The organism is Adhaeribacter sp., assembly GCF_057359045.1.
In genome coordinates this window covers 14,416-37,225 of record NZ_JBMQUD010000048.1, presented here as the reverse complement: position 1 = coordinate 37,225, position 22,810 = coordinate 14,416, and the positions used below count along the sequence as shown (strand labels likewise).

The window sequence follows — 22,810 nt, the reverse complement described above, 5'->3', positions numbered from 1 at the left end:
CTAAATTATAAATTCAAATTAATACCGGCATTAAAGTTCCGTTGGATAGGATAGGCAGAACCGTTTCCATTGCCCAATTCCGGATCCCAGAATTTGAATTTGCTAAAGGTTAATAAGTTAAATCCTGAAACATACACCCGAAGCGTGTTAACTTTAAAGCGTTGGGTAATTGCTTTGGGAACGGTGTAGCCCAGTTCAGCCGTTTTTAAGCGTAAATAACTGGCATCGCGAATCCACCAGGTAGAGTTGCGGTAATTATTGGTGTTAGGCCCAAAAGAAAGGCGTGGAAACAAAGCATCTTGCCGCGGGTTTTCCGGTGTCCATCTATCCAGCGCATTGGTATTTAAGTTACCACGTAAACCACCCTGAATAAAGGGAAACCACCCATTGCCGCCGAGCATAAAATCCATGTTGCGGGTACCCTGGAAAAATCCGGATAAGTCGAAACCTTTATAGGCCAAGGTAGTTCCAAAACCATAAACTACCTCTGGGTTAGCCGGATTACCGATAGCGACTTCATCAAAAGAATTTACAACCCCATCACCATTAATATCTTTGTATTTAATATCGCCGGGACGTACCGGGCCAAATGTATGGGCAGGAGAAGCATTGATATCTTCCTGGCTTTCAAAAAGGCCTTCGGCCAGCAAACCAAAAGGTTGGTTTAATCTTTTGCCTCTCCGGTTCAGGTAAGGATAAGCCCAATCGGGCTGGTCGTTTTCTACGAGTTCGTTGCGGGCAAAAGTATAGTTGCCCCGCAGAGATATATCTACCTGGCCTAATCTTTTCCGGTATTCTACTGTGGCATCTATTCCCCGGTTTTTAAACTCACCCAGGTTACCTGATGGATTGCGGATTAAACCCATAATGGCTGGTAAGGCATCACGTCTTAAGTAAATACCTTTCCGGTGGCGCTGAAATAAGTCGGCCTGGATATAAAAGCCCCGCAGTAAACGGGTTTCAAAGCCTAGATTTATTTCTTTCTCTCTTTCCCAAGTTAAGTCTGCCCCCCATTCGTCTTCGCCCCGGCCACTATAGCTGGTTTGCCCGGTATTGCCAAAAGTATAGCCGCCGTTGCCAGTTCCTACGGTTGTTAAATAAGCAAACCTCCTAACATCGCCCGCTGGGCCTAACTGGTCATTCCCTTTAGAACCATAAGAACCCCGGAATTTTAAGAATTCCATGAAATTAATATTATCTTTAAAGAAAGGCTCTTCCGATAGGATATAACCGAATGCCACCGCCGGAAATAAGCCCATTCGTTTGCCTCTTTCAAAGTTTTCGGAGCCATTATAACCGGCACTGCCTTCCAGAAAATACCGGTCTTTAAAGCTATAAGAAATCCGGCCTACTAAGCCTTGCATCAGATACGGAATAGCCATAATGGCGCTTCCGGCATCGCCTACCTGGTAATTTTGCCGGTTAAACAAAACTAACCCAGATAGGTTATGTTTACCAAAGGTACGGTTATACGTGGCGTTTGCTTCTATATAAACCCGGCGGTTGCCCCCACTGCTCCGGCCATAAGGTAAATCTTCCGGTCCGTCGTAAAATTTGCTAAGTATCAGGTTTCCATCTGCATCGCGGCCATTTAGCGCATAGCGGTCGCCGGAGTTATCGCCGCTGCCCCTTACCCGCTGAATATTATGGTAGTTATAGCCATCAAAAGCAAACTTGCCCTGTACCTTTAAGCCTTTAACAAAGCGGCTTAAATCATGGCGCAGCGTTATATCAGATTGAATATTATTGCGCCATTCGGTAGAGAAACCAGCACCGGTTAGGTGCTGGTAAGGATTACCAATACCATTTACCCCGCCGTAAACAATCTTGTTGGGGTTAGCCGGGTCAGGATAAAAAGGGGCGTACCCAATGGGGGTATTCATCATAATACCGCCGTTGTTTCCCCAAATATCAGCGGCGCTGCGGCCCGGGTAATTAGAAGTAATTAAAATACCGCCAATGCCTAAACTTAACTCAGTATCCCGGCTTAGGTTTATATCGGTATTTGCCCTAAAGTTGTAGCGCTTAAGTTTAATGTTGGTATTGTATTGGTTCAGGTTATCTACTTTCCAGATGCCATCTTCGTCGTAGTAAGTAGCCGAAACAAAATATTTAGCTACATCGCCGCCACCGGATACATTTAAATTGGCCCGCTGGTTATTAGAGAAGTCTTTCATCATTAGATTAATCCAGTCTACATTGGGGTATAGATAAGGATCTTCGCCGGAGTGAGTTTTCTGGATATATTCAGAAGTGTAAGGCGTAACAAAGTTAGGATTGGTGGCTAACTGGGCTTCGTTGTATAACTCCAGGTAAGTAGGGCCATCGGCCACATCCGGTAGCATGGTTGCCCCCACAATGCCCCTTTCCATTTTAAAACTAATGCTGGGTTTTTCTTTGGCGCCCCGCCGGGTAGTAACTAAAATAACTCCGTTAGCGCCCCGTATACCATACACAGCGGTAGCGGCGGCATCTTTAAGAATAGAAAAAGTTTCAATTTCTTCGGGCTCAATGTTACTAATGGGCCTTTCTACGCCATCTACTAAAATTAAAGGGTTAGAGCCACCGGCAAACGTACTAACTCCTCTAATCCAGAACTGGGCATCGTCGTAACCGGGCTCGCCACTTCGTTGCACCGCAATTACCCCCGCTACTTTACCGGCCAAGGCATTCTGAAGATTTCGGGTAGGCGTGGTTATTTCTTTAACTTTTACCGATGAAATAGCACCCACTACACTTTCCTTTTTTTGCTCGCCGTAAGCCACCACCTGTACCTCTTCCAAGGCACTGGCATCTACTTCTAAAGCTACATTTATTTGGGTGCGGTTGTTTATAGCTATCTCCTGGGTTTTATATCCCACAAAAGAAAAAACCAAGGTAGTAGCCGTATTTTCTACTATTAGCGAATAACTACCATCCGTTGTTGTAGCTGTACCGTTAGTAGTACCCTTAACCAGAACCGTAACACCCGGAAGCGGTGAATTATCTTCTTTGGCGGTTACTTTACCTTTTATGGTTACTTGTTTAACATCTTTGGTTTGCGTAGGGTGAGTAGCTGCTGGATTCTGGGTCAGCGGCTGAATGATGTAATAATTATTAACCGCTTTTTTAATACCTAAATTAAGCGGTGCCAGCAGTTGTTTTAACTCAGTTTCTAGTTGAGCTTTCTTTAAATCCGCCTCCGACTTGGAAATAAATTTATTCTTAATCAGGTCAGGGTCGTACATAAAGTGCACTTTTTGGCTAGATTCCAGCTTTTGTAAGACATCCTGCAAAGCATATACGGCTTTAACCGATTGTACAGCCGCTAACCGGGTAGGTGCCTTGGCATCGGCATAAGAAAGGGTTTGAGCATGGGCCCAAGGCAAACTCAAGGCTAAGCCTAGTGCGGTAGTAAGCCACTTCTTCTGGGGTAATTTTTCTTTCATAAAATTGATTTGTGGTGGATAAAAGCAAGCGGCCACTAGGTCGCTTAGGTTGTAATATTTAATTTGGGGCTGGTATGTTCTGTCCAGCTACTTTGCTTTTTATATGAATCTGGTTTTCTACCTGATTAATTTTGAGGTTGTGGCCTTCCTGGAGGCCCATAAATAAAACCGATAAATCATCGGCTGGTACGGTACCCGTAAATTTCCGGTTCAGGAGCGTGGAGTCAGCAATTCTTATCTGCAGGTTGTAGTTGTCCTGAAGCATCTGAAAAATATTCCGGAGGCTTTCGGCCTTAAAAACGAGTAGATTATCTTTCCAGGCCAGAAAAGATGCCGGGTCAACGGTTTCTTTGGTAAGCTTAGCCGATTGCTCCTGGTAGGTAACAAAATCGCCGGGTTTAAGCAGCAGGGGTTGGGCAGTTGTTTGCTTAAAACCTAAACTAATGCGGCCGGTACGTAGCCCTACTTTAATTTCTTGTCGCCGATGGTTTACATTAAAGGTAGTACCCAAAACTTTGATAGAAACGCTACCCGCATGCACCAGAAATTCTTGCTTGTTTTTTTTAGAGCGGATATCAAAATAACCTTCGCCGGTAAGCCAAACCTCGCGTGGTTGGTCGGGTTGCCAATTGCTGCGGTATTTTAAGCTACTGTTGGCATTTAGTAAAACAACGGAGCCATCGAGTAGTCTGAACTCCTGGCTTTGGCCATAAGTAGTAGCCAATGTTACCAAATTGGGTGTATGGAGCCACTGCCAACTTAAAGCGCCAACTATAACCAGGAGGGTAAAAGTAGCCGCTACCATTAACCACTGGCGGGGCTTTCGTAAATTAAAAAGGCGAGTAGTTTTTTCTTTAGGAAAATGCCGCCGCGTTGTTTCTATGCGTTGCCATAACTGGTCAACCTTGGAAGGGGGTAAATCCGGAGTAGGGGTGTTTAATTGATGAACAAGTTGCTGCGCTTTTTCAATGTCGGCCCGTTTAGCCGGATTCTCTTTCAGGAAAGTATACCAAAAGGCGGTTTGCTCCGGATCGGCTTCTATTACCCACAGCCAGAAAGCCTCGTCGTTGGCAAAGTCCTCAGCCGCATAAAACTTATATTTCTCCCTAGGCTCCATGGGTTTAAAAACAGTGGTGCTTTTCTTATACAGAGACTTTATCTTTCTTTTTTGGACATGAATTTTTCTTTATTTTATTAGATTTTTATTTTATTAAAAAGCAAAGTTATTTTGTTAAATAATATTTAACTAAGCGTAATATTGTATAGATATAATGCAAAAATATACTGTCGGGGGAAAGGTAAATTTTAGATGCCTACTAATGAATAAAGTATAATATGTACTACTTAGGCAGGGAGTTGCCCGGAGCTTGGCTGTATTATATAAAAAAGGAATAAAAGATATTCTTATTTAAGAATAAGTTTAAAATTCTAAAAGACTAGGGGAATAATTTATGGCATTAAATATTTAACTAACCCAAGTTGCGGGTTAAAGGATTTTGTTGATGGTAAAAGCGAATATAAAGAGGATAATTTTAAGGGTAAAACCTTGGGGTGTGACCGCATGGATTTTCTTAGGGAAGAAGTTGGTGATGCCGGAGAAAGTAGTTTCAATGCGCTTGCGGTAGTGATTTTTCAAGAAAGCCTGCCAAGGTTCGTCTTTTCGGGTGGCATTGCTTTTGCGACAGACAAGCAGCTTTACCTGGTCACATTCCCAGAGTAAGTCTTCCAGTTCATAGCTGGTATAAGCACTGTCAGCATAAAGTTCGCTCTGCTGGGGTAAGTCCACGGACATGGCTTGTAAGGCGGTGATGTCAGCAAAGGAGCCCGCATGGATATAGAACTGCACGGGCAGGCCCTCTAGGGTGGTAATGACTTGTACTTTGAAGCCATAGAAGTAGCGCCTTTTACTGGCATTCTTACCCCGGTAGCTTTCATCCTGTAACAAGTGGCAGCGGGAAATGCGAATGTTATCGCAAACGGCCACCGGAAAAGAGTCAATCAGGTACTGACAACTGGTATTGAGTTGCTTTATCGTATCGCTCAAGGCCAGAAACAAGGCTAACAGTTGCTGGCGCAAGCGGTGCAGGCGGCGGGTAAAACCAGATTTATCTATCATCCTGACGCCATGATGCTGCCGCATATAGTTGCAGGCCGAGCTCAGATTACCATGAAAGTAGCGGGCCGCTAAAAGAGCAGTAGTCAGTATTTCGGCATCAGAAAGCTTGCAATGAACATCTTCTTTCCGGCCAATGCTGATAAAGAAATCGTCAATAAAGCAGTATATTGCTATCGTCTGTTCTGTCATGGCTCTTTTTGTTTTTGAAGTGTGGTAACTCTAAAACGTATGGTAGCTATTGACAGAACAGCTTTTTTTATAACTCGCAACTTGAGTTAACTAGCAGTTAATTGCTTAGATTTATCCGGCCTGTGCGGTAATTAAGGTAATAGTTTAATCTAGTCAAAACACCTTGTTTCTTTCAAGCGTAAACCTGCGTTAAGCGATTTTAGCTGAAATTCAATTCCAGTAGTAATTAAATAATGAGGGAACAAAACGTAAAAGGGCTCTTTTAACTTTAAGTTCATGATTTATAATGTAGCGAAGCACTAATTGGCAGTACCTGAAAGAGTAGGCGGCAATAACGAATATTTAGAAAGGCAGTAAAAACAGCACTAAAAAAGAATATATATCCTGGCGAACATTTTTTTTCAGAATACTTATACCGCGGCTAATTAGCTTATAAACGTTATCAGGATTCAGGCCCATAATACCCGATATTTCCTGGCAGGATAGATTATTATAATATTTTAACTCAATGGCTTGCCTTTGATTACCGCTAAGTAAGCCGAAAGCATTTTTAAGCAGGCTGTTTAATTCTTCTTCGTTCTGGTGCTCAATATATTGGGCTTCTACCGAATATACAGCGGTTTGTTTTTCGTGAGCAGGCGTTAAATACTGCTGGCTAAGCGTTTCCCGGTGGGTAAGTACATCTTTTAAAATACTTCTTTTAACCGCCGAAAACAAGTAAAATTTAATGGACAAAGGCACCGACAGCTTGGCTCTGTTTTGCCACAGGTAGATAAAAAGGTTGTGGAGGGTGTCTTCTATAAGTGCCTCATCTTTGGTATACCTTTTGGCATAACTATAAACTGTTTGAATATAAGTTCTGTAAATTTCAGCAAAAGCTAACTCGTCTCCCTGCTGAAATCTAATCCATAGTAAGGTGGCGTCGTTCTGATCCGGAGCGCTTAATTTCATGGTGGCGAATTGTATTAAATATTGCTGCTGTTTGTTTTACTCAATTGTTCTGGCTGGAAATAGGGAGAATAGCACCAGTTTAGTAAGCTTGTGATATCCGGGATGATTTTCCAAAACCAGCCTTAAGCAGGGTAAGATTTAATGCGCCGGTTTACTAAAGTCAAATAAACACATAAAGCATTAGTCCCTAAATATATTAATTGCTTCATAAAAACACAAGTAAATTTTACAAAGCAGAAAAGGTGCAAAAACCGGCTAAGAACACAATTATGTAAGCTTCTGGGGGCAGGCTCTTAGAATAGTAAATATTACAGTTAACTCCTGTTTGATAACCAGAGTTGGCAAGCGTAGCGGGTAGATTAAAGCCAATAGGTTTATGTCGCCGGGTTTGTGCCAGGCTTTATTAATGGCTTATGCAGGTAATTAAACTAAAGCTTACTTCCTGCTTCTAACCAAGGCAATGGTATAATTGCTTAAAATTAGCGTTTACCAGTAGCCAATAAAAAGAGCTGCTTTTCATGAAAAGCAGCTCTTTCAACATTATTCTAGCAAAAAGTTAAGCCATTTCGCTCAATATGCGGTCCAGTAGGGCTTTGGTTGCTTTAATGCCTTCGTCTTCGCTTAACCGGGAACCTTCGTATTCTATGCCCACAATGCCTTTCCAGCCAGCAGCTTTAATCATTTTAAACATGCGTTGGTAATCGGTGCCGGTTTCATTGCCATTAGCGTCAAAATCGTGCGACTTGGCACTCATACCTTTGGCATAAGGCAATAACTCCTGTACGCCTTTGTACCGATCGTAGGTTTCGGTTGGGCTAACCTGGAAGTTACCAAAATCAGGCAGGGTACCGCAATATTTGTTGTTTACGCCTTTCATAACGCCGGCCAGCCAGGCTCCATTAGAAGAGTAGCCCCCGTGGTTTTCGACGATAACGTTAATTTTATTTTGTTGGCCATAAGCACTCAACTTGCTTAAACCTTCAATAGCGGCTTTTTGCACTTCTTCGGCGGTACCGCGGCCAGCTGCATTTACCCGGATGGTTTTACAGCCTAAATATTTGGCTGCATCTACCCATTTGTAATGATTTTCTACGGCTTGGTTGCGTTTGGTAGCATCGGTATCGCCCAGGTAACCTTCGCCATCTACCATTATCAGGTGATTGGTAATGCCGTTATCGTCGGTGCGTTTTTTTAAATCTTGTAAGTAGCTGGTATTTTTTTCCTGTTTCTTAAAAAACGGACTCACGTACTCTACTATGTTAATGCCAAAATCGTTTTTTGCTTTCAGCGGAAAATCCAGGTTATCTAACTGGCCGGCCTGCAAAGTTTTATGTAACGACCATTGGGCCAAAGAAATCTGGAAGAATGGTTTTTTACCCAAAGCATTACTGGCTTCGGCTAGCAGACCAGAAGCGGTGGTATCTAGCGAAAAGCCTGGTACTACCGGTAAAAAACTATAGGTGGCGGCAGCCAAGCCTAATTTTTTTAAAAACGAACGACGGTGATTGGATTGCATATACTAGGTAAGGGGTTAAATGTGGTAAAAGGTACAGGAAAAGACTTGTTTTTCTAACTGCTCCCGGCAAAAATATTTAAATATCGTTAAATCTAATTGGCTGCTGGGGCTAATATTTATTTACTTGTGCCGGCAAGCTACAAAACGACACTTCTAATTTAATATAAAAGCAAATGTAATCCTAAAGCAGTTATTATCCGGTAGCTTCAAAAACGTGCCAACTTTGTGCCGGGCAGGCAAGCGGTAGTGCTAATGGCTATAACCCAAACTAATATTATTTACCTGGCTACCAGAAATATTGCCTTTGGTTAAATAATGAAACAGCATTAAAACCAGGCAGTATAACTCAGCATCTAAAAATTAAAATTGGGTTCAGAAACGTTATTTAAAGTTTACTTTTGCGTAAAAGAAAATAGTTTGAGGTAGTAAAAAACAAATTAGCCCAGTATACAAATTGCTGCCGGCTATGCACAAAAAAATAAAAACAGATTAAATGAATTACAGGAAATTAGGAAAAACCGGCATAGAAGTATCGGAAATTAGTTTAGGCACCTGGCAGGTAGGCGGTAAATGGGGTGCTCCTTTTAGCCACGAAAATGCCGACCAGATATTAAATGCGGCTGTAGATGCCGGTATTAATTTTATTGATACCGCCGATGTATACGGCGACGGTGAAAGTGAAAAAGCAGTTGGCCGGTTGGTACGCAGCCGTTCCGAAAATATTGCTGTGGCAACCAAGTGCGGCCGGCAACTGAGTCCGCACGTAAATGCCGCTTACACGCCCGAAGCTTTGCGCAAATTTGTAGAAAATAGCCTCAGGAACATGGACCTCGAAACCCTGGATCTGATTCAACTACACTGCCCGCCTACCGACGTGTATTACCGGCCCGAAATATTTGAGCTTTTCGAGCGCTTACAGGAAGAAGGAAAAATAAAAAATATGGGGGTAAGCGTAGAGAAAGTAGAAGAAGCTATAAAAGCCATAGAATACCCCAATGTAACTACCGTGCAAATAATATTTAACATGTTCCGGCAACGGCCCGCTGAGTTGTTTTTTAAGGAAGCCCAGCGCCGCAATATTGGCATTATTGTGCGGGTGCCCTTGGCCAGCGGTTTACTCACGGGTAAATTTAAGCCTACTACGCATTTTGCCTCTACCGACCACCGCAGCTTTAACCGCAATGGCGAAGTTTTTGATAAAGGCGAAACTTTCTCGGGCCTGGATTACAACCTGGGTCTGGCCGCGGTAGACGAAATAAAAAAGCTTTTCCCGGAACACGAAAACCTGGCCCCGGTAGCTTTGCGCTGGATTCTGATGTTTGAAGCGGTAAGCTGCATTATTCCGGGCGCTTCTAAACCCGAGCATTTAAGCTCTAACCTGCAAACCCTGGATATGCCGGAACTAACCCCAGAACAGTTGGCGGGCGTAAAAGCGGTCTATGAAAATAAAGTAAAACCGCACGTGCACCAATTGTGGTAAAAAGCTTTCGTTTAAACAGTAAAGCCTGATTATGCTATAAATAATCAGGCTTTACTGTTTATAAATATGGCTCGCTCTAGGCAGCTAATAATTTATTTTTCCGGGATGGCTTTCATATCGCAGTTCTCGCGCCGGATGTTGTAGGCAAGGTTTACAATTTGCCAGCCTTTGGCCGAGCGGTACAGTTGGAACACATCGGTGCCGCAATGGCTAAATTTGCCGTTGTTAAAAAAAGCATACTGGCACCAGTAAGAAGCCAGGTTGCCATCTACCTGTAACTGACCATCCCAGAATCGCTCGTCGAGGGTTTGGGGTGGTTTGCTGGCTATTTGGGCTAAAAATTGTTTGCCAGTGGTTTCGCGTGTTACGGCTTCGCCAGCCGCATTCTGCGCTAAAACAATAATCCGGAAGTTCGGTGCCATTACCGAACGGGCCAGAGCTGTATCGGCGGCCCGCATACTGTTAAATAAGGTGCGCACCGCCGTTTCCACGGCTTGCTGGTTGGTTGGGTTAATGCTGGTTTTAGTTTTAGTTTTATTTTGAGCACTTAAGCCGTTTGCCAGAAAAAATAAAGTAAGTACAAAAGCAAAATGTTTCATGTGGAATATTTAAACAGAATAGCTAAAATTAACCAATTTTTCAGAATATTTATACTGAGCGAGCTCTGGGTAATTTTAACTGGCGAGCGTAACAAACTTGCTTTTTATCTTACAAGAGTTACCTGCCTTTAATAGCGGCTATGGATATTTTTTACTTGTTTTTGGGTATAGTCATTTTTGTTGCCGGCCTTATTGGGGTTTTCTCGCATTATAACTATGTGAAAAATGGGTTTCATACCAGAGGCACCGTAGTTAAGAATATTGGTCAATGGCGCGCCAGCGGGGGTAAGTTCAGGTACTACTATTACCCAATTATTAAATTTACCACCGCAGACGACCAGGAACTGGAGCTGAAATTAGAAATAGGTGCCAGTTTGCCGCTTTATAGCGTAGGCAAGCAAGTAAAAATAATTTACTATAAAGAAAAGATTCATCCTGCCGGTATTGGTTGGGAAATATTGTATTGCCTGATGACAGGCGTTGGCTTAGCGATATTACTATACCAAATAATATTTGCTACGGCTGAATTATAAATTAGAGGTAATAAGTAAAACAGGACTTTGCCCCAACGGATAAATAATATTTATTTTGGCCGTTGCCTAAATTATTCAGAAAACTGGCTGGTGAAAATGCCTAGCCCGAGCGGCTTTTACGGAAGTTCTATAAATATTTAAATCACCGGATAATTTAAATGGATAGGAATGTGATTGAAGCTTACGGCACATACTGTTCTATTAATTGCAGCCTTTTTACTATTGTATTTTTACCCAGGATAGTACCCGGCGATAAAACGGCATTGGCGCCAATTTTAGAATTATCACCAACCAAAGCCCCAAATTTAGTAGTTCGGGTATCAATCACCTGGCCTTTATACAAAACAGAAATGTTTTTATCGGTTCTTTCGTTGTAGTGGTTAGCGGCAATAGCCCCGGCTTCGAAATTTATATTTTCCCCAATTATACTATTCCCAATATAATTAAAGTGCGCAATAGCCGTATTGGCACAAATAATACTGTTTTTGATTTCGCAACCCGGACCAATTTTTACCCCATCAGCTAAAAAAACACCTTCTCTAAAGTAAGCGTGCGCCCCAACAAAACAATGCTGATTAATAATGACCGGGCTTTTTAAAACCACACCTTGCTCAATAAGAGCCGTTTTATGTACGGCTACGCCATCGGTAATAATATAATCAGACCCAAGCTGCAAGATTATTTCGGGCAAAATTGTTTTTAAGTTTTGGGTTATTTCCCAAGGGGGTAAATGCTGGTGCGCCGGCAATATTGCGGCAAAGCCCGGGATAAATTCGGATAGGTTTATCATGGAAGCGGAAAAGATTATTTAATATTTATTATGAAATACTATGTACAAAAGAAATGCGTAAAGCGGTTTAAAAGCTGCTAATTGCTAATTAGGTAATAAAGGTTCTGACCTAAAGTACAGGTAATATTTTAACGTTATTCTTTAGGGTAGCTGAAAGCTGAACCGGTTATTTGTTTAAATATAGTTTACGCATTGACCCAGAAAAAAAGCCAGAACTAAAAATTAAAATCCTTAAAAAGGTTTTGTAAACAGACCAAAACTGGTTTACAGGTTAGCAAGCGGGTAGGCTAAACCATTTGCCAGGTTATACGGTACAGCCAAAGCAGGCTGGTGCTGCCCTCTTTAATTTATAGCTTACATGAAAAGGTTTGTTTTTTCGGATAGCCACGGCGGCTATAAAGCCATATTGCAGTGCCTGGAACGTTGTGGGTTTAATAATGACCAAGACCAGTTGTTTTTTATCGGCGATGTGGTAGATGGCTGGTCCGAAACAAAACAAAGCATTGCGTTTTTATTAGACATCCGGAACCTGGTACATTTAATAGGTAACCACGACCAGTGGGCAACTAAATATTACACCAGCGGGTTTTCCAGAACAGATGAGGCAGAATCTTTAGAATTAGATTTATGGCTGCAGCAAGGTGGGGCGGCTACCGTTAAATCGTATGGCTTAGGCGTTGGTATGCCAGAGGCGCATATTCAGTTTCTTTTAAACGCCAAACCATTTTATGTTACCGAAGATAATATTTTGCTGGTACACGCCGGCTTTGATCCGGAAACGCCCATTGAAAAAACCAACCAGGATTATTTAATCTGGAGCCGAAATTTTATAAATAAATATTACCGTTTATACCTGAAAGACAAAAACAGTCCGCTGTCAAAGCCAGGCCCCATTGTACCGCCGTACAAAGAAATTTATGTAGGCCATACGCCCACTATCCGCCTCGACGAAAACCAGCAACAGCCTTTGCAAATGGGCAATATTATCTTAATAGATACCGGGGCAGCTTTTACCGGTTGTCTGTCGGTAATGGATATGGATAGCAAACAAGTTTGGCAGTCAGATAAATTAACTACTTTATACCCCCACGAGCCGGGCCGCAATGGTATTCGTGGGCAGCAGCAGGAGGCTAAATAATGGGGTAAAAAAGCGCTGATTAACCAGAAATATTGAGCAGGCTAGTTGTCAAATTTAAAGTAAATTCAACTCTTATGCAGCCTCTTCGCTTAATAACCAGGCTTCGGCTTCGGCGGTTGTAGTAAATGTTTTTATTTGCAGGTGGCGTTGCGCAAGTTGGTAAAAAGTCTGGAACGACCGTTGGCCGTAAATACCGGGTGCCATTACCTGGGCAAAGTTTAAAACCCCTAATATTCTGGCTTGTACGGCCCATCGGCTGCCCAGGAACAAAGCACCGTCTTCCCAGGGGCCAATTAATTCCTGGTGGCTATTAAGTATTGCCCGGCAAGGAACGCGACGGAGCATGGTAAGTAAATGGTTGGTGCCCATCATAATGCCTTCGAGGGTTTGAATACCAATCCAATTTGCCAGAATATAAGCATTACCGGCTTTTCGTTCTGCTTCAAAAAAAACATCGCCGTTGGCCTTTCTTAATTCCTTACGCTCCATTCCCAATCTAAAAGCCGCAGTTTACTATTAAATTATCTGTTCTTAATTAAATAATGGGTTTTTAGGCGGTTACCAGTTCGGGGGTTAAATATTCTTTAATGGCTGTTATCGTTTCTTCAGGAGCGCTTAAATTGGGGCAGTGGCCGGTAGCATTTAAAATCACCAGTTGGCTATTGGGGAGGTTTTGGTACATATATTGTCCTACTTCTAAGGGCGCAATCATATCTTCCTGGCACTGCAAAATCAGGGAAGGTGTATGCAACCTGGCCAAATCAGTCCGGTTATCCGAGAGAAAGGTCAGGTAAGCAAAATTCCGGGCTATTTCCGGGTGGCTCTCGCAAAAACTATTTGCCAGTTCTTCACTTAATTCGGGCTTTTGCGGGTTACCCATAATCACCGGAGCCATGGCCGCCGACCAAGCCAAATAATTACTGTCCAGCGAATCCAGCAGGTCATGAATATCTTCGCGTTTAAAGCCACCGGTATAGCCGGGGGCGTTTATGTAGCGCGGCGATGGCCCGATAAGTACCAGTTTCTGAAAAAGCCGGGGTGCTTCTATGGCAGCCAATATGCCAATCATAGCACTAACTGAGTGGCCCACTAAAATAACATCCTGCAGGTGCAGGGCCCTACAAATTTCCAGAATGTCGTTGGCGTAGGCGTGTAAAGAACCATATTTTTTAGGGGTATATTCCGATACGTCGGATTTTCCAAAACCAACATGATCGAAAAGAACTACTTTGTAATCTTGCAGGAAAGCCGGTGTAATAAAGCGCCACATGTTTTGGTTGCAGCCATAGCCGTGTGCAAATACCAAAGGCGTTTTGCCGTGGCCCGTTACGGTTACATTATTCCTTTTAAGTACATCCATAAATTTAACGTAAGGGTTAAAAAAGAAATAATTTTTGTACAAGAATAAGCTATTTATTCCTTAAACCTTTTTTTTTAATATTCGTTGCACCAACTTTTAAAATTTAAAGTAAAAGGTTAGGTTTGATTACAAGGGTTTTAAAAGATATTCTCCGGGAGGGGAATAAATTATTGGCTATCCGCAAATATTTTATTTAGTTATAATTCTGAGCTGCTCTCAGAAAGGCTTCCTATAATTTTAATTATTTGTATAAGCAAAACAGCTTTTTAGCAAGAAACCAATATAAAATTAAGTTTTACGCCTTTTAATTTGGAATAAAATAGTGCGTATTTTGGTTATAAGTGCGTAACTTGTTACCCCGCTAATTCTAGGTTAATTATACATGAACCCCCAAAATTTTTCTAAAAGTACATTTGCTAAAAACACAAAGTGGTATGCCCTGGGCAGCCTTTGTTTGTTGTTATTTGTGGGCTTATTTTCTTTTAAAAGTACCCCACCTAAAATATTGGTATTTTCTCGCGCTGGTGGTGCCGAAGCGGCACGCTTAGCGCATTTGCAATTGTTGCAGCAATTGGGCGCTAAGCAAAAAATGCAGATAGATACTACCGCTAATGCCGCTTATTTTACCGAAGATTCCCTGAAGCAATATAAATCGGTGGTATTTTTGTATACACCGCTGGAGGTCCTGAATACCCGCCAGCAAGCCGATTTTGAACGTTATGTGCAGGCCGGTGGCGGTGTAATGGCTTTTAATGCCGTTACTGATACCGTGCGCAATTGGCCCTGGTACCATACTTTAAACCAGGTCCGGCAAAAAACCGCCGATACCCCTTTTATGGCTAAATACGATGGCGGCCGGGTTTTCTTTGCCCAACTAGATGCCAGTTTTTCGCCGCAGGCATTGGAAAAAATGCTGGGTAAAGCTTTTAAATTTTCGGCTGGTAAAGACAAATTAAACTACAACCAGGCCAAAACCGCCCGGGTGCCGGAGTCGAATCGGTTTGTGGTAGAGGTGCTCGATACCTATATGTACGAGCCCATGGAAATGGTTATTTTTAAAGATGGCCGGATACTCTACCTCGAACGCCGCGGCGAAGTAAAACTGTATAATCCGGCTAAACGCAAAACCAGTACCATTGCCAAGTTTGATGTAAGCATTACCGGTAACTACGAAGATGGCATGCTGGGCGTAGCTTTGGATCCCAATTTCGAACAAAATAACTTTATTTACATTAATTATTCGCCGGCCGGTAATATTCCCAAACAAAACGTATCGCGTTTTCTCATGAAGGGCGATAGCCTGATTAAAAGCTCCGAGAAAATTGTGTTGGAAATACCTACCCAGCGTGAAACCTGTTGCCACTCGGGTGGTCATTTGGAGTTTGGCCCTAACGGCGATTTGTATATTTCTACCGGCGATAATACCAGTTCCAAAGAGTCAGACGGCTTTAGCCCCATCGACGAACGATCGGGCCGGGCTCCCTTCGATGCCCAGAAATCATCCGGTAATACCAATAGCTTAACCGGTAAAATATTGCGTATTCATCCGGAACCCGATGGTTCATATACCATTCCGGCCGGTAATTTATTTCCGGCCGGTACGCCCTTAACCCGGCCCGAGATTTACGTTATGGGTACCCGCAATGCTTTTAGGTTTACCGTCGATAAAAAGACTGGTTACGTGTATTGGGGTGATGTGGGACCAGATGGCGGCAAATCGACTGAACGTGGCCCCGAAAGCTACGATGAATGGAACCAGGCCCGGCAGGCCGGAAATTTTGGTTGGCCCTATTTTGTAGGTAATAATTTTGCTTACGCCGACTTTGATTTTGCCACAAATAAAATAGGCCCTAAGTTCGATCGCCAGCGTCCTGAAAATTTATCGCCGAATAATACTGGCCAGAAAATACTGCCGCCTGCCCAAAAGCCCCTGATCTGGTACCCGTACGGCGAGTCGAAAGAATTTCCGATTTTAGGGAAAGGCTCGCGCAGTGCCATGGCCGGGCCTATTTATTATGCTGCCGATTACCCGAAAGGCAACCGTTTTCCGGATTATTATAATGGTAAGCTTTTTATTTACGAATGGGCCCGCAGTTGGGTAAAAGTCGTCTCTTTTGATAAAGATTATAACCTGGCCCGTATCGAAAACTTTTTACCGGAACAGGAATGGTATAAACCCATCGATATGAAATTTGGGCCGGATGGGGCCATGTACGTGTTGCAATACGGCGCTAATTATTTTGAACATAACCCCGATTCGCGCCTGATTAAAATTACGTACGCCGAAGGCAACCGCCAACCCATTGCTAAAATTACCGCCGATAAAACCATGGGAGCCGCTCCCTTAACCGTGCAACTATCGGCTACGCAATCTTTTGATTACGATAAAAACGATAAGTTGCAGTATGCTTTTGATTTTGGTAACCAGTCCGGCTCTAACCAGAACCAACCAACCGCAACTGTAACGTATACCAAACCGGGTATTTACCGCCCCACAGTAACCGTAACCGATAGCGAAGGCAAAAAATCACTCGCCGACCTGGAAATACGAGTAGGCAATGAGCCGCCCAAAGTAACCGTAGATTTAGGTAAGGCTAACCGGTCGTTTTATTTCGATAACGAAAAGCTGAATTACCAGGTAAATATCACCGATAAAGAAGATGGTACTTTGGGCAAGGGCGTGGAGCCAAACAACGCCTTTTTCTCTTTCGATTACCTGAAACAAGGCCGTGACTTGGCCTTACTGGCTTCTAACACCCAAATGACCGGTGGGCTAAAATATCTGCGGGGTAAAACTTTAATTGCCAACAGCGATTGTAAATCTTGCCACAACCTTGAAGCCAAATCCATTGGGCCCAGCTATATTGCCGTGGCGCAGCGCTACAAAGGTAAAACCGGCTCCGACGACATGTTGGCTACCAAAATTATTACCGGAGGCAACGGCAATTGGGGTAAAAATGTAATGGCCGCGCATCCCCAGCACACCAAAGAAGAAACTACGGCTATGGCCCAGTACATTTTATCTTTGAGCAACAAGCAAAATATTGGCATGCCGCTGACCGGTACCGTTACGACCGACGAACACCTGACCGCCGGTGGCAAAGGCACTTATGTAATTCGGGCCAGCTACGCCGATAAAGGCAATGCGCCCATTGGTAGCCTGAACGCTACCAGCCTGGTACTGCTGCGTAACCCCAAAGTACAAGCCGAAGATTTTGAGGTGTCTAAGTTAGTTAATCGTAAACACCTGGATGGTAGCGACTTTTCTTATATAAATAATGTGCAGAATGGGGCTTACCTAGGCCTGAAAAATATTGACCTGAATACCATTACTAAATTGTGGTTCCGGGGTGGAGCCCGCCAGGCGGGTAGCCAGATTGAAATCCGAACTGGTTCTCCGGATGGGCAGCTTTTGGCTACGGCCGAAGTGCCGGTAACAGGGCCCCAGGAAGAAACCATGCAACTCTTTAGTACCAACCTTAAAACTACCGGGCATCCGCAAGACTTGTACCTGGTATTCCGGAATGGTAACAGCAAAAGCGATTTTTTACAATTAGATTGGGTTTATTTCGATAACGGAAAACAGCCGGTACCCCAAAAATAAAGTTAGAAATTAAAAGGTATAAGAGCCGATTTCTCAGTGAAGAGGTCGGCTCTTTCCTTTTCGGGCAAATGGATACTAACTGTGCTCTGACTTGTATAAGATTTAAGTACTTACAAACAATGAATAACTTTTAGGACTGATTAATGAAGTCTTAAATACGTGGGCTTTTCTGGTTAAACCAGATTAATTTGTTTAAACAAAGCGTCTATCAACAAAAAAGACAGGTTTTTACATAAAAAATAAACCAAAACTACTGTTACTTTAAAAGATGAACTAACTTGCTGCCAGAAACAAATTTTAAGAAATAAATATCCTTTCGGGGAAGGTTGCGTTATTATTTTAATGGATTTGTTCCATTCATAATTAAAAAGTAGTTACAACAAAATATAAGGTTAGCGCATGGAGCTTGTAATTAAGGTAAACAGCTGAAAAATATTTCAGAACTACCCCTTTATTTGCTTATGCGCATACTTGTTATACGTTGGTTAGTAATATTATTTATATTTGCCGAATTTAAAACTTCAGATTCCGATGGATAATTATTCTTATATCGCAAACGCCCACGCTGCATATATTGATGAGTTATATAAAAATTACCAGCAAGACCCCGAATCAATAGATTTTGGCTGGCGTAAATTTTTTGAAGGTTACGACTTTTCGCTCCAATATGCCGGCAGCAACGGTAAAGGGTCTAATGGTACGACCAACGGCCAAGCCGCAACCGCCGAACCAAAGAAAGCCGCTGTTCCTGGTGGAACTGCCGCCGAATCGGATAAAGAAGTGCAGGTGCGTAATTTAATTTATGCTTACCGTAGCCGCGGACACTTGCAATCTAAAACCAACCCGGTACGTCCGCGCAAAGACCGCAAGGCCCGCCTGAATTTAGAAGACTTTAATTTAAGCGAAGCCGATCTAGATACCGTATTTAGAGTTGGCGAAGAAATAGGCATTGGTCAGGCAACCTTACGCGATATAATTTCTGCCCTGAAAAAAATATATGAGGGTACCATTGGTTTCGAGTACATGTACATTCGCGATCCCGAAATTCTGGATTGGTTCCGGCAAAAAATAGAACATGAGTCGCTTAATTTTGATCCTTCCATCGAATATAAAAAACGGATTTTATCGAAGTTAAACGAAGCGGTTGTTTTTGAAAATTTCCTCCATACCAAGTTTTTAGGCCAGAAACGTTTCTCCTTGGAAGGTGGCGAAACCACTATTCCGGCTTTAGATGCCATTATCGATAAAGGTGCCGAACTGGGCGTAAAAGAAGTTGTAATTGGTATGGCGCACCGGGGCCGGTTAAATGTGCTGGCCAATATTATGGGTAAAACCTACGAGCAAATCTTCAGCGAGTTTGAAGGTACGGCTGTGCCCGATTTAACCATGGGCGATGGCGACGTAAAATACCACATGGGCTATTCCAGCGAGGTGCAAACGCCCGCCGGCAGAACTGTAAACCTGAAACTGGCGCCTAATCCATCGCACTTAGAAGCGGTAAATCCGGTTGTAGAAGGTTTTGTACGGGCCAAAATAGATTCGATGTATGGCCATGACTACAAGTGTATTCTGCCTATTTTAATTCATGGCGATGCAGCTTTGGCCGGTCAGGGCATTGTGTACGAGGTAACGCAAATGTCTAACTTAGCCGGTTACCGTACGGGTGGTACCATCCACTTTGTAATCAATAACCAGGTTGGTTTCACTACCGATTTTGAAGATGCCCGCTCCAGTATTTACAGCACCGATGTAGCTAAAATAATAGATGCACCGGTAATTCACGTAAACGGCGACGATCCCGAAGCTGTGGTTTTTGCGGTACGCATTGCTACCGAATACCGCCAGCGGTTCCATAACGATATATTTATAGACATGGTGTGCTACCGCCGCCATGGCCACAACGAAAGCGACGAGCCTAAATTTACGCAGCCGCAACTGTATAATCTTATTTCGAAACACCCGAATCCGCGCGAAATTTATTTTAAAGAGCTGATTGGTCGGGGCGAAGTAGATGCCAAACTGGCCGAAAACATGGATAAGGAGTTCCGCGATTTGTTGCAGGACCGCCTGAACCTGGTTAAGCAAAAACCTTTGCCTTATAACCTCCAGAATCTGGAAAAAGAATGGCAGGAGTTGCGCCGGTCGGAGCCGGCAGATTTTGAAAGATCGCCGCAAACCAATATTTCTGCGGAAGTAATAGAAAAAGTAGGAAAAGCTTTAAGCACGATACCAGCTGGTTTTAAACCTTTAAAACAAATAGAAAAACTCCTAAAAGAACGTCAGGATATGTTCTTCGGTCAGAAAACCCTGAACTGGGCGGCCGCCGAATTATTGGCGTATGGTTCTATTCTGTTAGAAAATAAAATTGTACGTTTATCGGGTCAGGATGTGCAACGGGGTACTTTCTCGCACCGCCACGCCGTACTGCACGATGCCGAAACAAACGAAGCTTATAACAGCTTAAACTACATTGGCGAAAGCCAGGAAAAACTCCGGATCTACAATTCCTTGTTATCGGAATACGGGGTGCTGGGTTTTGAATTTGGTTACGCCATGGCTAACCCCAATGCCCTGGTTATTTGGGAGGCCCAGTTTGGTGATTTTGCCAATGGTGCCCAGGTCATGATCGACCAGTTTGTAACGCCATCGGAGTCTAAATGGCAACGCATGAATGGTGTGGTAATGTTGCTGCCCCACGGCTACGAAGGCCAGGGACCAGAGCACTCGAACGCCCGTCCGGAGCGTTTCTTACAATTATCGGCTGAGTACAATATTGTAGTGGCTAATTTAACTACCCCGGCAAACTTCTTCCATATCCTGCGTCGGCAACTGGCCTGGTCATTCCGGAAACCATTGGTGATTATGTCGCCGAAGTCTATGTTGCGCCATCCGCTGTGCGTTTCGCCGCTCGAAGATTTTACCAGCGGTTCGTTCCAGGAAATTATCGGGGATGCTTACGCCGACTTGAAAGCGGTAACCAAAGTGCTTTTGTGTACTGGTAAACTGTACTACGAACTGCTCGATGAGCAGCAGCAAAACCAACGTACCGATGTGGCCATTATCCGGGTAGAACAATTACATCCGTTCCCGCATACCCAGTTAGAAGCCGAATTGAATAAATACAGCAACGCCAAAATTTACTGGGTACAGGAAGAACCTACCAATATGGGTTACTGGACGTACGTGCTGCGGGCCATGCGCCACACAAATTTGCTGGAAGATGTTATTGGCCGCAAGGCCAGTGCTTCGCCGGCTACCGGTTACAACAAAGTACACGGCAAGCAGCAACGCGAAATTATTGATACCGCATTTAGCATTTAGTTAGCAGTTGCGCATAAAGAATAAGATAAAATTAAAGAAATATAAAAAGTATAAATGGCAGTTTTGATACGATTTCCTAATTTGCCGGAAACAATCAAATTGTAATTTATAATTCTAAATTCATAATTATAAAACACTATGGGTCTTGAAATCAAAGTGCCGGTTGTAGGTGAGTCCATTACCGAAGTAACCATTGCCAAATGGCTTAAAAAAGATGGCGATCAGGTGGCAATGGATGAGGTTATCTGCGAACTGGAATCTGATAAAGCCACGTTTGAACTCCCAGCCGAAGCGGCCGGCATTTTAAAAATTCGGGTACCCGAAGGCGAAACCATTCCGGTAGGAGCGGTGCTTTGCGAAATATCGGCAGATGGAGCTGCTCCCGCTGCTACGCCAGCGACTAATAATGATGCGCCTGCTTCCAATACCCAATCGGGTTACGGTGGTTCCGGTCAGCCCGAAAGCAGTGCGCCGGCTCCCGAAGCGGTTAGCAATGGCACCCAACTAGGTGCTGGTTCCGCTCCAAGTGGCGGTGGCGTAAAGGAAATAAAAATACCAACCGTAGGCGAGTCTATTACCGAGGTGACTATCTCTAAATGGCTGAAGAAAGATGGTGATCAGGTGGCCATGGACGAAGTGCTGTGCGAGCTGGAGTCGGATAAAGCTACTTTTGAATTACCTGCCGAAGCCGCCGGAACTTTACAAATTATTGCTCAGGAAGGCGAAACTATCCCGGTAGGTTCAGTTATCTGTAATATTAATACCTCGGGTGCAACTGGCGGTGCGCCAAGTACGGCTCCGGCGCAACAACCCGCGGCACAACCCGCTGCCGCAACCAGCGGCGGTACTTCGGCTTATGCGGCGGGTACACCATCGCCGGCAGCCGGCAAAATATTAAGCGAAAAAGGTATAAATGCCACCGATGTAGCGGGTACTGGCCGCGACGGACGCATTACCAAAGAAGATGCCCAGAAAGCACAGGCTAAACCAGCCGCCCCGGCTCCGGTTGTGGCTTCCGCGCCAACTGCTCCGGCGGCTCAGCCAGCAGCAGCAGCAGCTCCGCAAGTTGGTAACCGTAACCAGCGTCGCGAGCGCATGTCGAGCTTACGCAAAACCGTTGCCCGTCGTCTGGTAGCTGTTAAAAACGAAACGGCCATGCTCACTACTTTTAACGAGGTAGACATGAAGCCAATTATGGATATTCGGGCCAAATACAAAGATAAGTTTAAAGAAAAACATAGCGTAGGCTTAGGCTTTATGTCGTTTTTCGTTAAAGCCTGTACGGTAGCGCTGCAGGAATTCCCAGCCGTTAATGCCATGATCGACGAAGGCGAAATGGTATTCAATGACTTCTGCGATATCTCGATTGCCGTATCGGCCCCGAAAGGCCTGGTGGTGCCGGTAATCCGTAACGCCGAGTCGCTTGCATTAGACGGCATCGAAAAAGAAGTAATCCGCTTGGCCGGCCGCGCCCGCGACAATAAAATATCTATCGAAGAAATGACCGGCGGTACCTTTACCATTACCAATGGTGGCGTATTCGGTTCCATGATGTCTACTCCCATTATTAATGCGCCGCAATCAGCTATATTGGGTATGCACAATATTGTGCAGCGTCCGGTGGCGATCGATGGCCAGGTGGTAATCCGGCCCATGATGTACGTTGCCTTGTCGTATGACCATCGGATTATTGACGGCCGCGAATCGGTTAGCTTCCTGGTACGGGTTAAAGAACTGCTGGAAGATCCAATGCGCTTATTACTAGGTGTATAATGCATAAGAAGT

The 22,810-nt window shown here is 43.8% G+C and carries 15 protein-coding genes; 6 read left to right on the top strand and 9 right to left on the bottom strand.

The window, feature by feature from the left end:
• Positions 1 to 5: 5 nt before the first annotated feature.
• The 5 genes from ACO1R6_RS08810 to ACO1R6_RS08790 all read right to left on the bottom strand — a co-directional run bounded on the left by ACO1R6_RS08810 (position 6) and on the right by ACO1R6_RS08790 (position 8,200).
• Positions 6 to 3,428 (bottom strand): SusC/RagA family TonB-linked outer membrane protein, encoded by a 3,423-nt coding sequence (locus ACO1R6_RS08810; RefSeq protein ID WP_486263987.1) that lies wholly within the window; start codon positions 3,426 to 3,428, stop codon positions 6 to 8.
• 58 nt (positions 3,429 to 3,486) lie between these two features.
• Positions 3,487 to 4,545 carry a FecR family protein gene (locus tag ACO1R6_RS08805; RefSeq protein ID WP_486263985.1) on the bottom strand — a complete coding sequence of 353 codons (1,059 nt, stop codon included), beginning with the start codon at positions 4,543 to 4,545 and terminating at the stop codon, positions 3,487 to 3,489.
• A 369-nt stretch (positions 4,546 to 4,914) separates the two neighbouring features.
• Positions 4,915 to 5,733: an IS982 family transposase gene (locus ACO1R6_RS08800; protein WP_486263984.1), complete on the bottom strand. Its 819-nt coding sequence runs from the start codon at positions 5,731 to 5,733 to the stop codon at positions 4,915 to 4,917.
• 342 nt (positions 5,734 to 6,075) lie between these two features.
• Positions 6,076 to 6,684: an RNA polymerase sigma factor gene (locus ACO1R6_RS08795; RefSeq protein ID WP_486263983.1), complete on the bottom strand. Its 609-nt coding sequence runs from the start codon at positions 6,682 to 6,684 to the stop codon at positions 6,076 to 6,078.
• Positions 6,685 to 7,240: 556 nt separating this feature from the next.
• On the bottom strand, positions 7,241 to 8,200 hold the full coding sequence (locus ACO1R6_RS08790) for a sugar phosphate isomerase/epimerase family protein (protein ID WP_486263981.1): 960 nt from the start codon (positions 8,198 to 8,200) through the stop codon (positions 7,241 to 7,243).
• Between the two features lie 493 nt (positions 8,201 to 8,693).
• Here ACO1R6_RS08790 and ACO1R6_RS08785 point away from each other — a divergent pair, with 493 nt between their 5' ends.
• Complete coding sequence (locus ACO1R6_RS08785) at positions 8,694 to 9,680, top strand: aldo/keto reductase (protein ID WP_486263980.1); 987 nt, start codon at positions 8,694 to 8,696, stop codon at positions 9,678 to 9,680.
• 92 nt (positions 9,681 to 9,772) lie between these two features.
• On the opposite strand, the gene ACO1R6_RS08780 is transcribed toward ACO1R6_RS08785, so the two are convergent.
• Positions 9,773 to 10,279: a hypothetical protein gene (locus ACO1R6_RS08780; protein ID WP_486263979.1), complete on the bottom strand. Its 507-nt coding sequence runs from the start codon at positions 10,277 to 10,279 to the stop codon at positions 9,773 to 9,775.
• 140 nt (positions 10,280 to 10,419) lie between these two features.
• Here ACO1R6_RS08780 and ACO1R6_RS08775 point away from each other — a divergent pair, with 140 nt between their 5' ends.
• Positions 10,420 to 10,812 carry a DUF3592 domain-containing protein gene (locus ACO1R6_RS08775; RefSeq protein ID WP_486263977.1) on the top strand — a complete coding sequence of 131 codons (393 nt, stop codon included), beginning with the start codon at positions 10,420 to 10,422 and terminating at the stop codon, positions 10,810 to 10,812.
• A gap of 181 nt (positions 10,813 to 10,993) precedes the next feature.
• Here the strand turns inward: ACO1R6_RS08775 and ACO1R6_RS08770 are convergent, their stop codons facing one another.
• Complete coding sequence (locus ACO1R6_RS08770; RefSeq protein WP_486263976.1) at positions 10,994 to 11,602, bottom strand: DapH/DapD/GlmU-related protein; 609 nt, start codon at positions 11,600 to 11,602, stop codon at positions 10,994 to 10,996.
• A 358-nt stretch (positions 11,603 to 11,960) separates the two neighbouring features.
• Here ACO1R6_RS08770 and ACO1R6_RS08765 point away from each other — a divergent pair, with 358 nt between their 5' ends.
• Entirely contained in the window at positions 11,961 to 12,740 is a 780-nt protein-coding gene (locus ACO1R6_RS08765) for a metallophosphoesterase (protein WP_486263975.1), read from the top strand.
• Positions 12,741 to 12,812: 72 nt separating this feature from the next.
• Here the strand turns inward: ACO1R6_RS08765 and ACO1R6_RS08760 are convergent, their stop codons facing one another.
• Positions 12,813 to 13,229 (bottom strand): hypothetical protein, encoded by a 417-nt coding sequence (locus ACO1R6_RS08760; protein WP_486263973.1) that lies wholly within the window; start codon positions 13,227 to 13,229, stop codon positions 12,813 to 12,815.
• Between the two features lie 61 nt (positions 13,230 to 13,290).
• Positions 13,291 to 14,100 (bottom strand): alpha/beta fold hydrolase, encoded by an 810-nt coding sequence (locus tag ACO1R6_RS08755; RefSeq protein WP_486263972.1) that lies wholly within the window; start codon positions 14,098 to 14,100, stop codon positions 13,291 to 13,293.
• Positions 14,101 to 14,482: 382 nt separating this feature from the next.
• Between ACO1R6_RS08755 and ACO1R6_RS08750 the strand changes: the two genes are divergently transcribed.
• The 3 genes from ACO1R6_RS08750 to odhB all read left to right on the top strand — a co-directional run bounded on the left by ACO1R6_RS08750 (position 14,483) and on the right by odhB (position 22,798).
• Positions 14,483 to 17,704, top strand: coding sequence for a PQQ-dependent sugar dehydrogenase (locus tag ACO1R6_RS08750; protein ID WP_486263971.1), 3,222 nt, complete (start codon positions 14,483 to 14,485; stop codon positions 17,702 to 17,704).
• Positions 17,705 to 18,235: 531 nt separating this feature from the next.
• A complete protein-coding gene (locus tag ACO1R6_RS08745; protein WP_486263969.1) occupies positions 18,236 to 21,025 on the top strand; it encodes a 2-oxoglutarate dehydrogenase E1 component in 2,790 nt (929 codons plus the stop codon).
• Positions 21,026 to 21,163: 138 nt separating this feature from the next.
• Positions 21,164 to 22,798 (top strand): 2-oxoglutarate dehydrogenase complex dihydrolipoyllysine-residue succinyltransferase, encoded by a 1,635-nt coding sequence (gene odhB / locus ACO1R6_RS08740; protein ID WP_486263968.1) that lies wholly within the window; start codon positions 21,164 to 21,166, stop codon positions 22,796 to 22,798.
• Positions 22,799 to 22,810 lie beyond the last annotated feature (12 nt).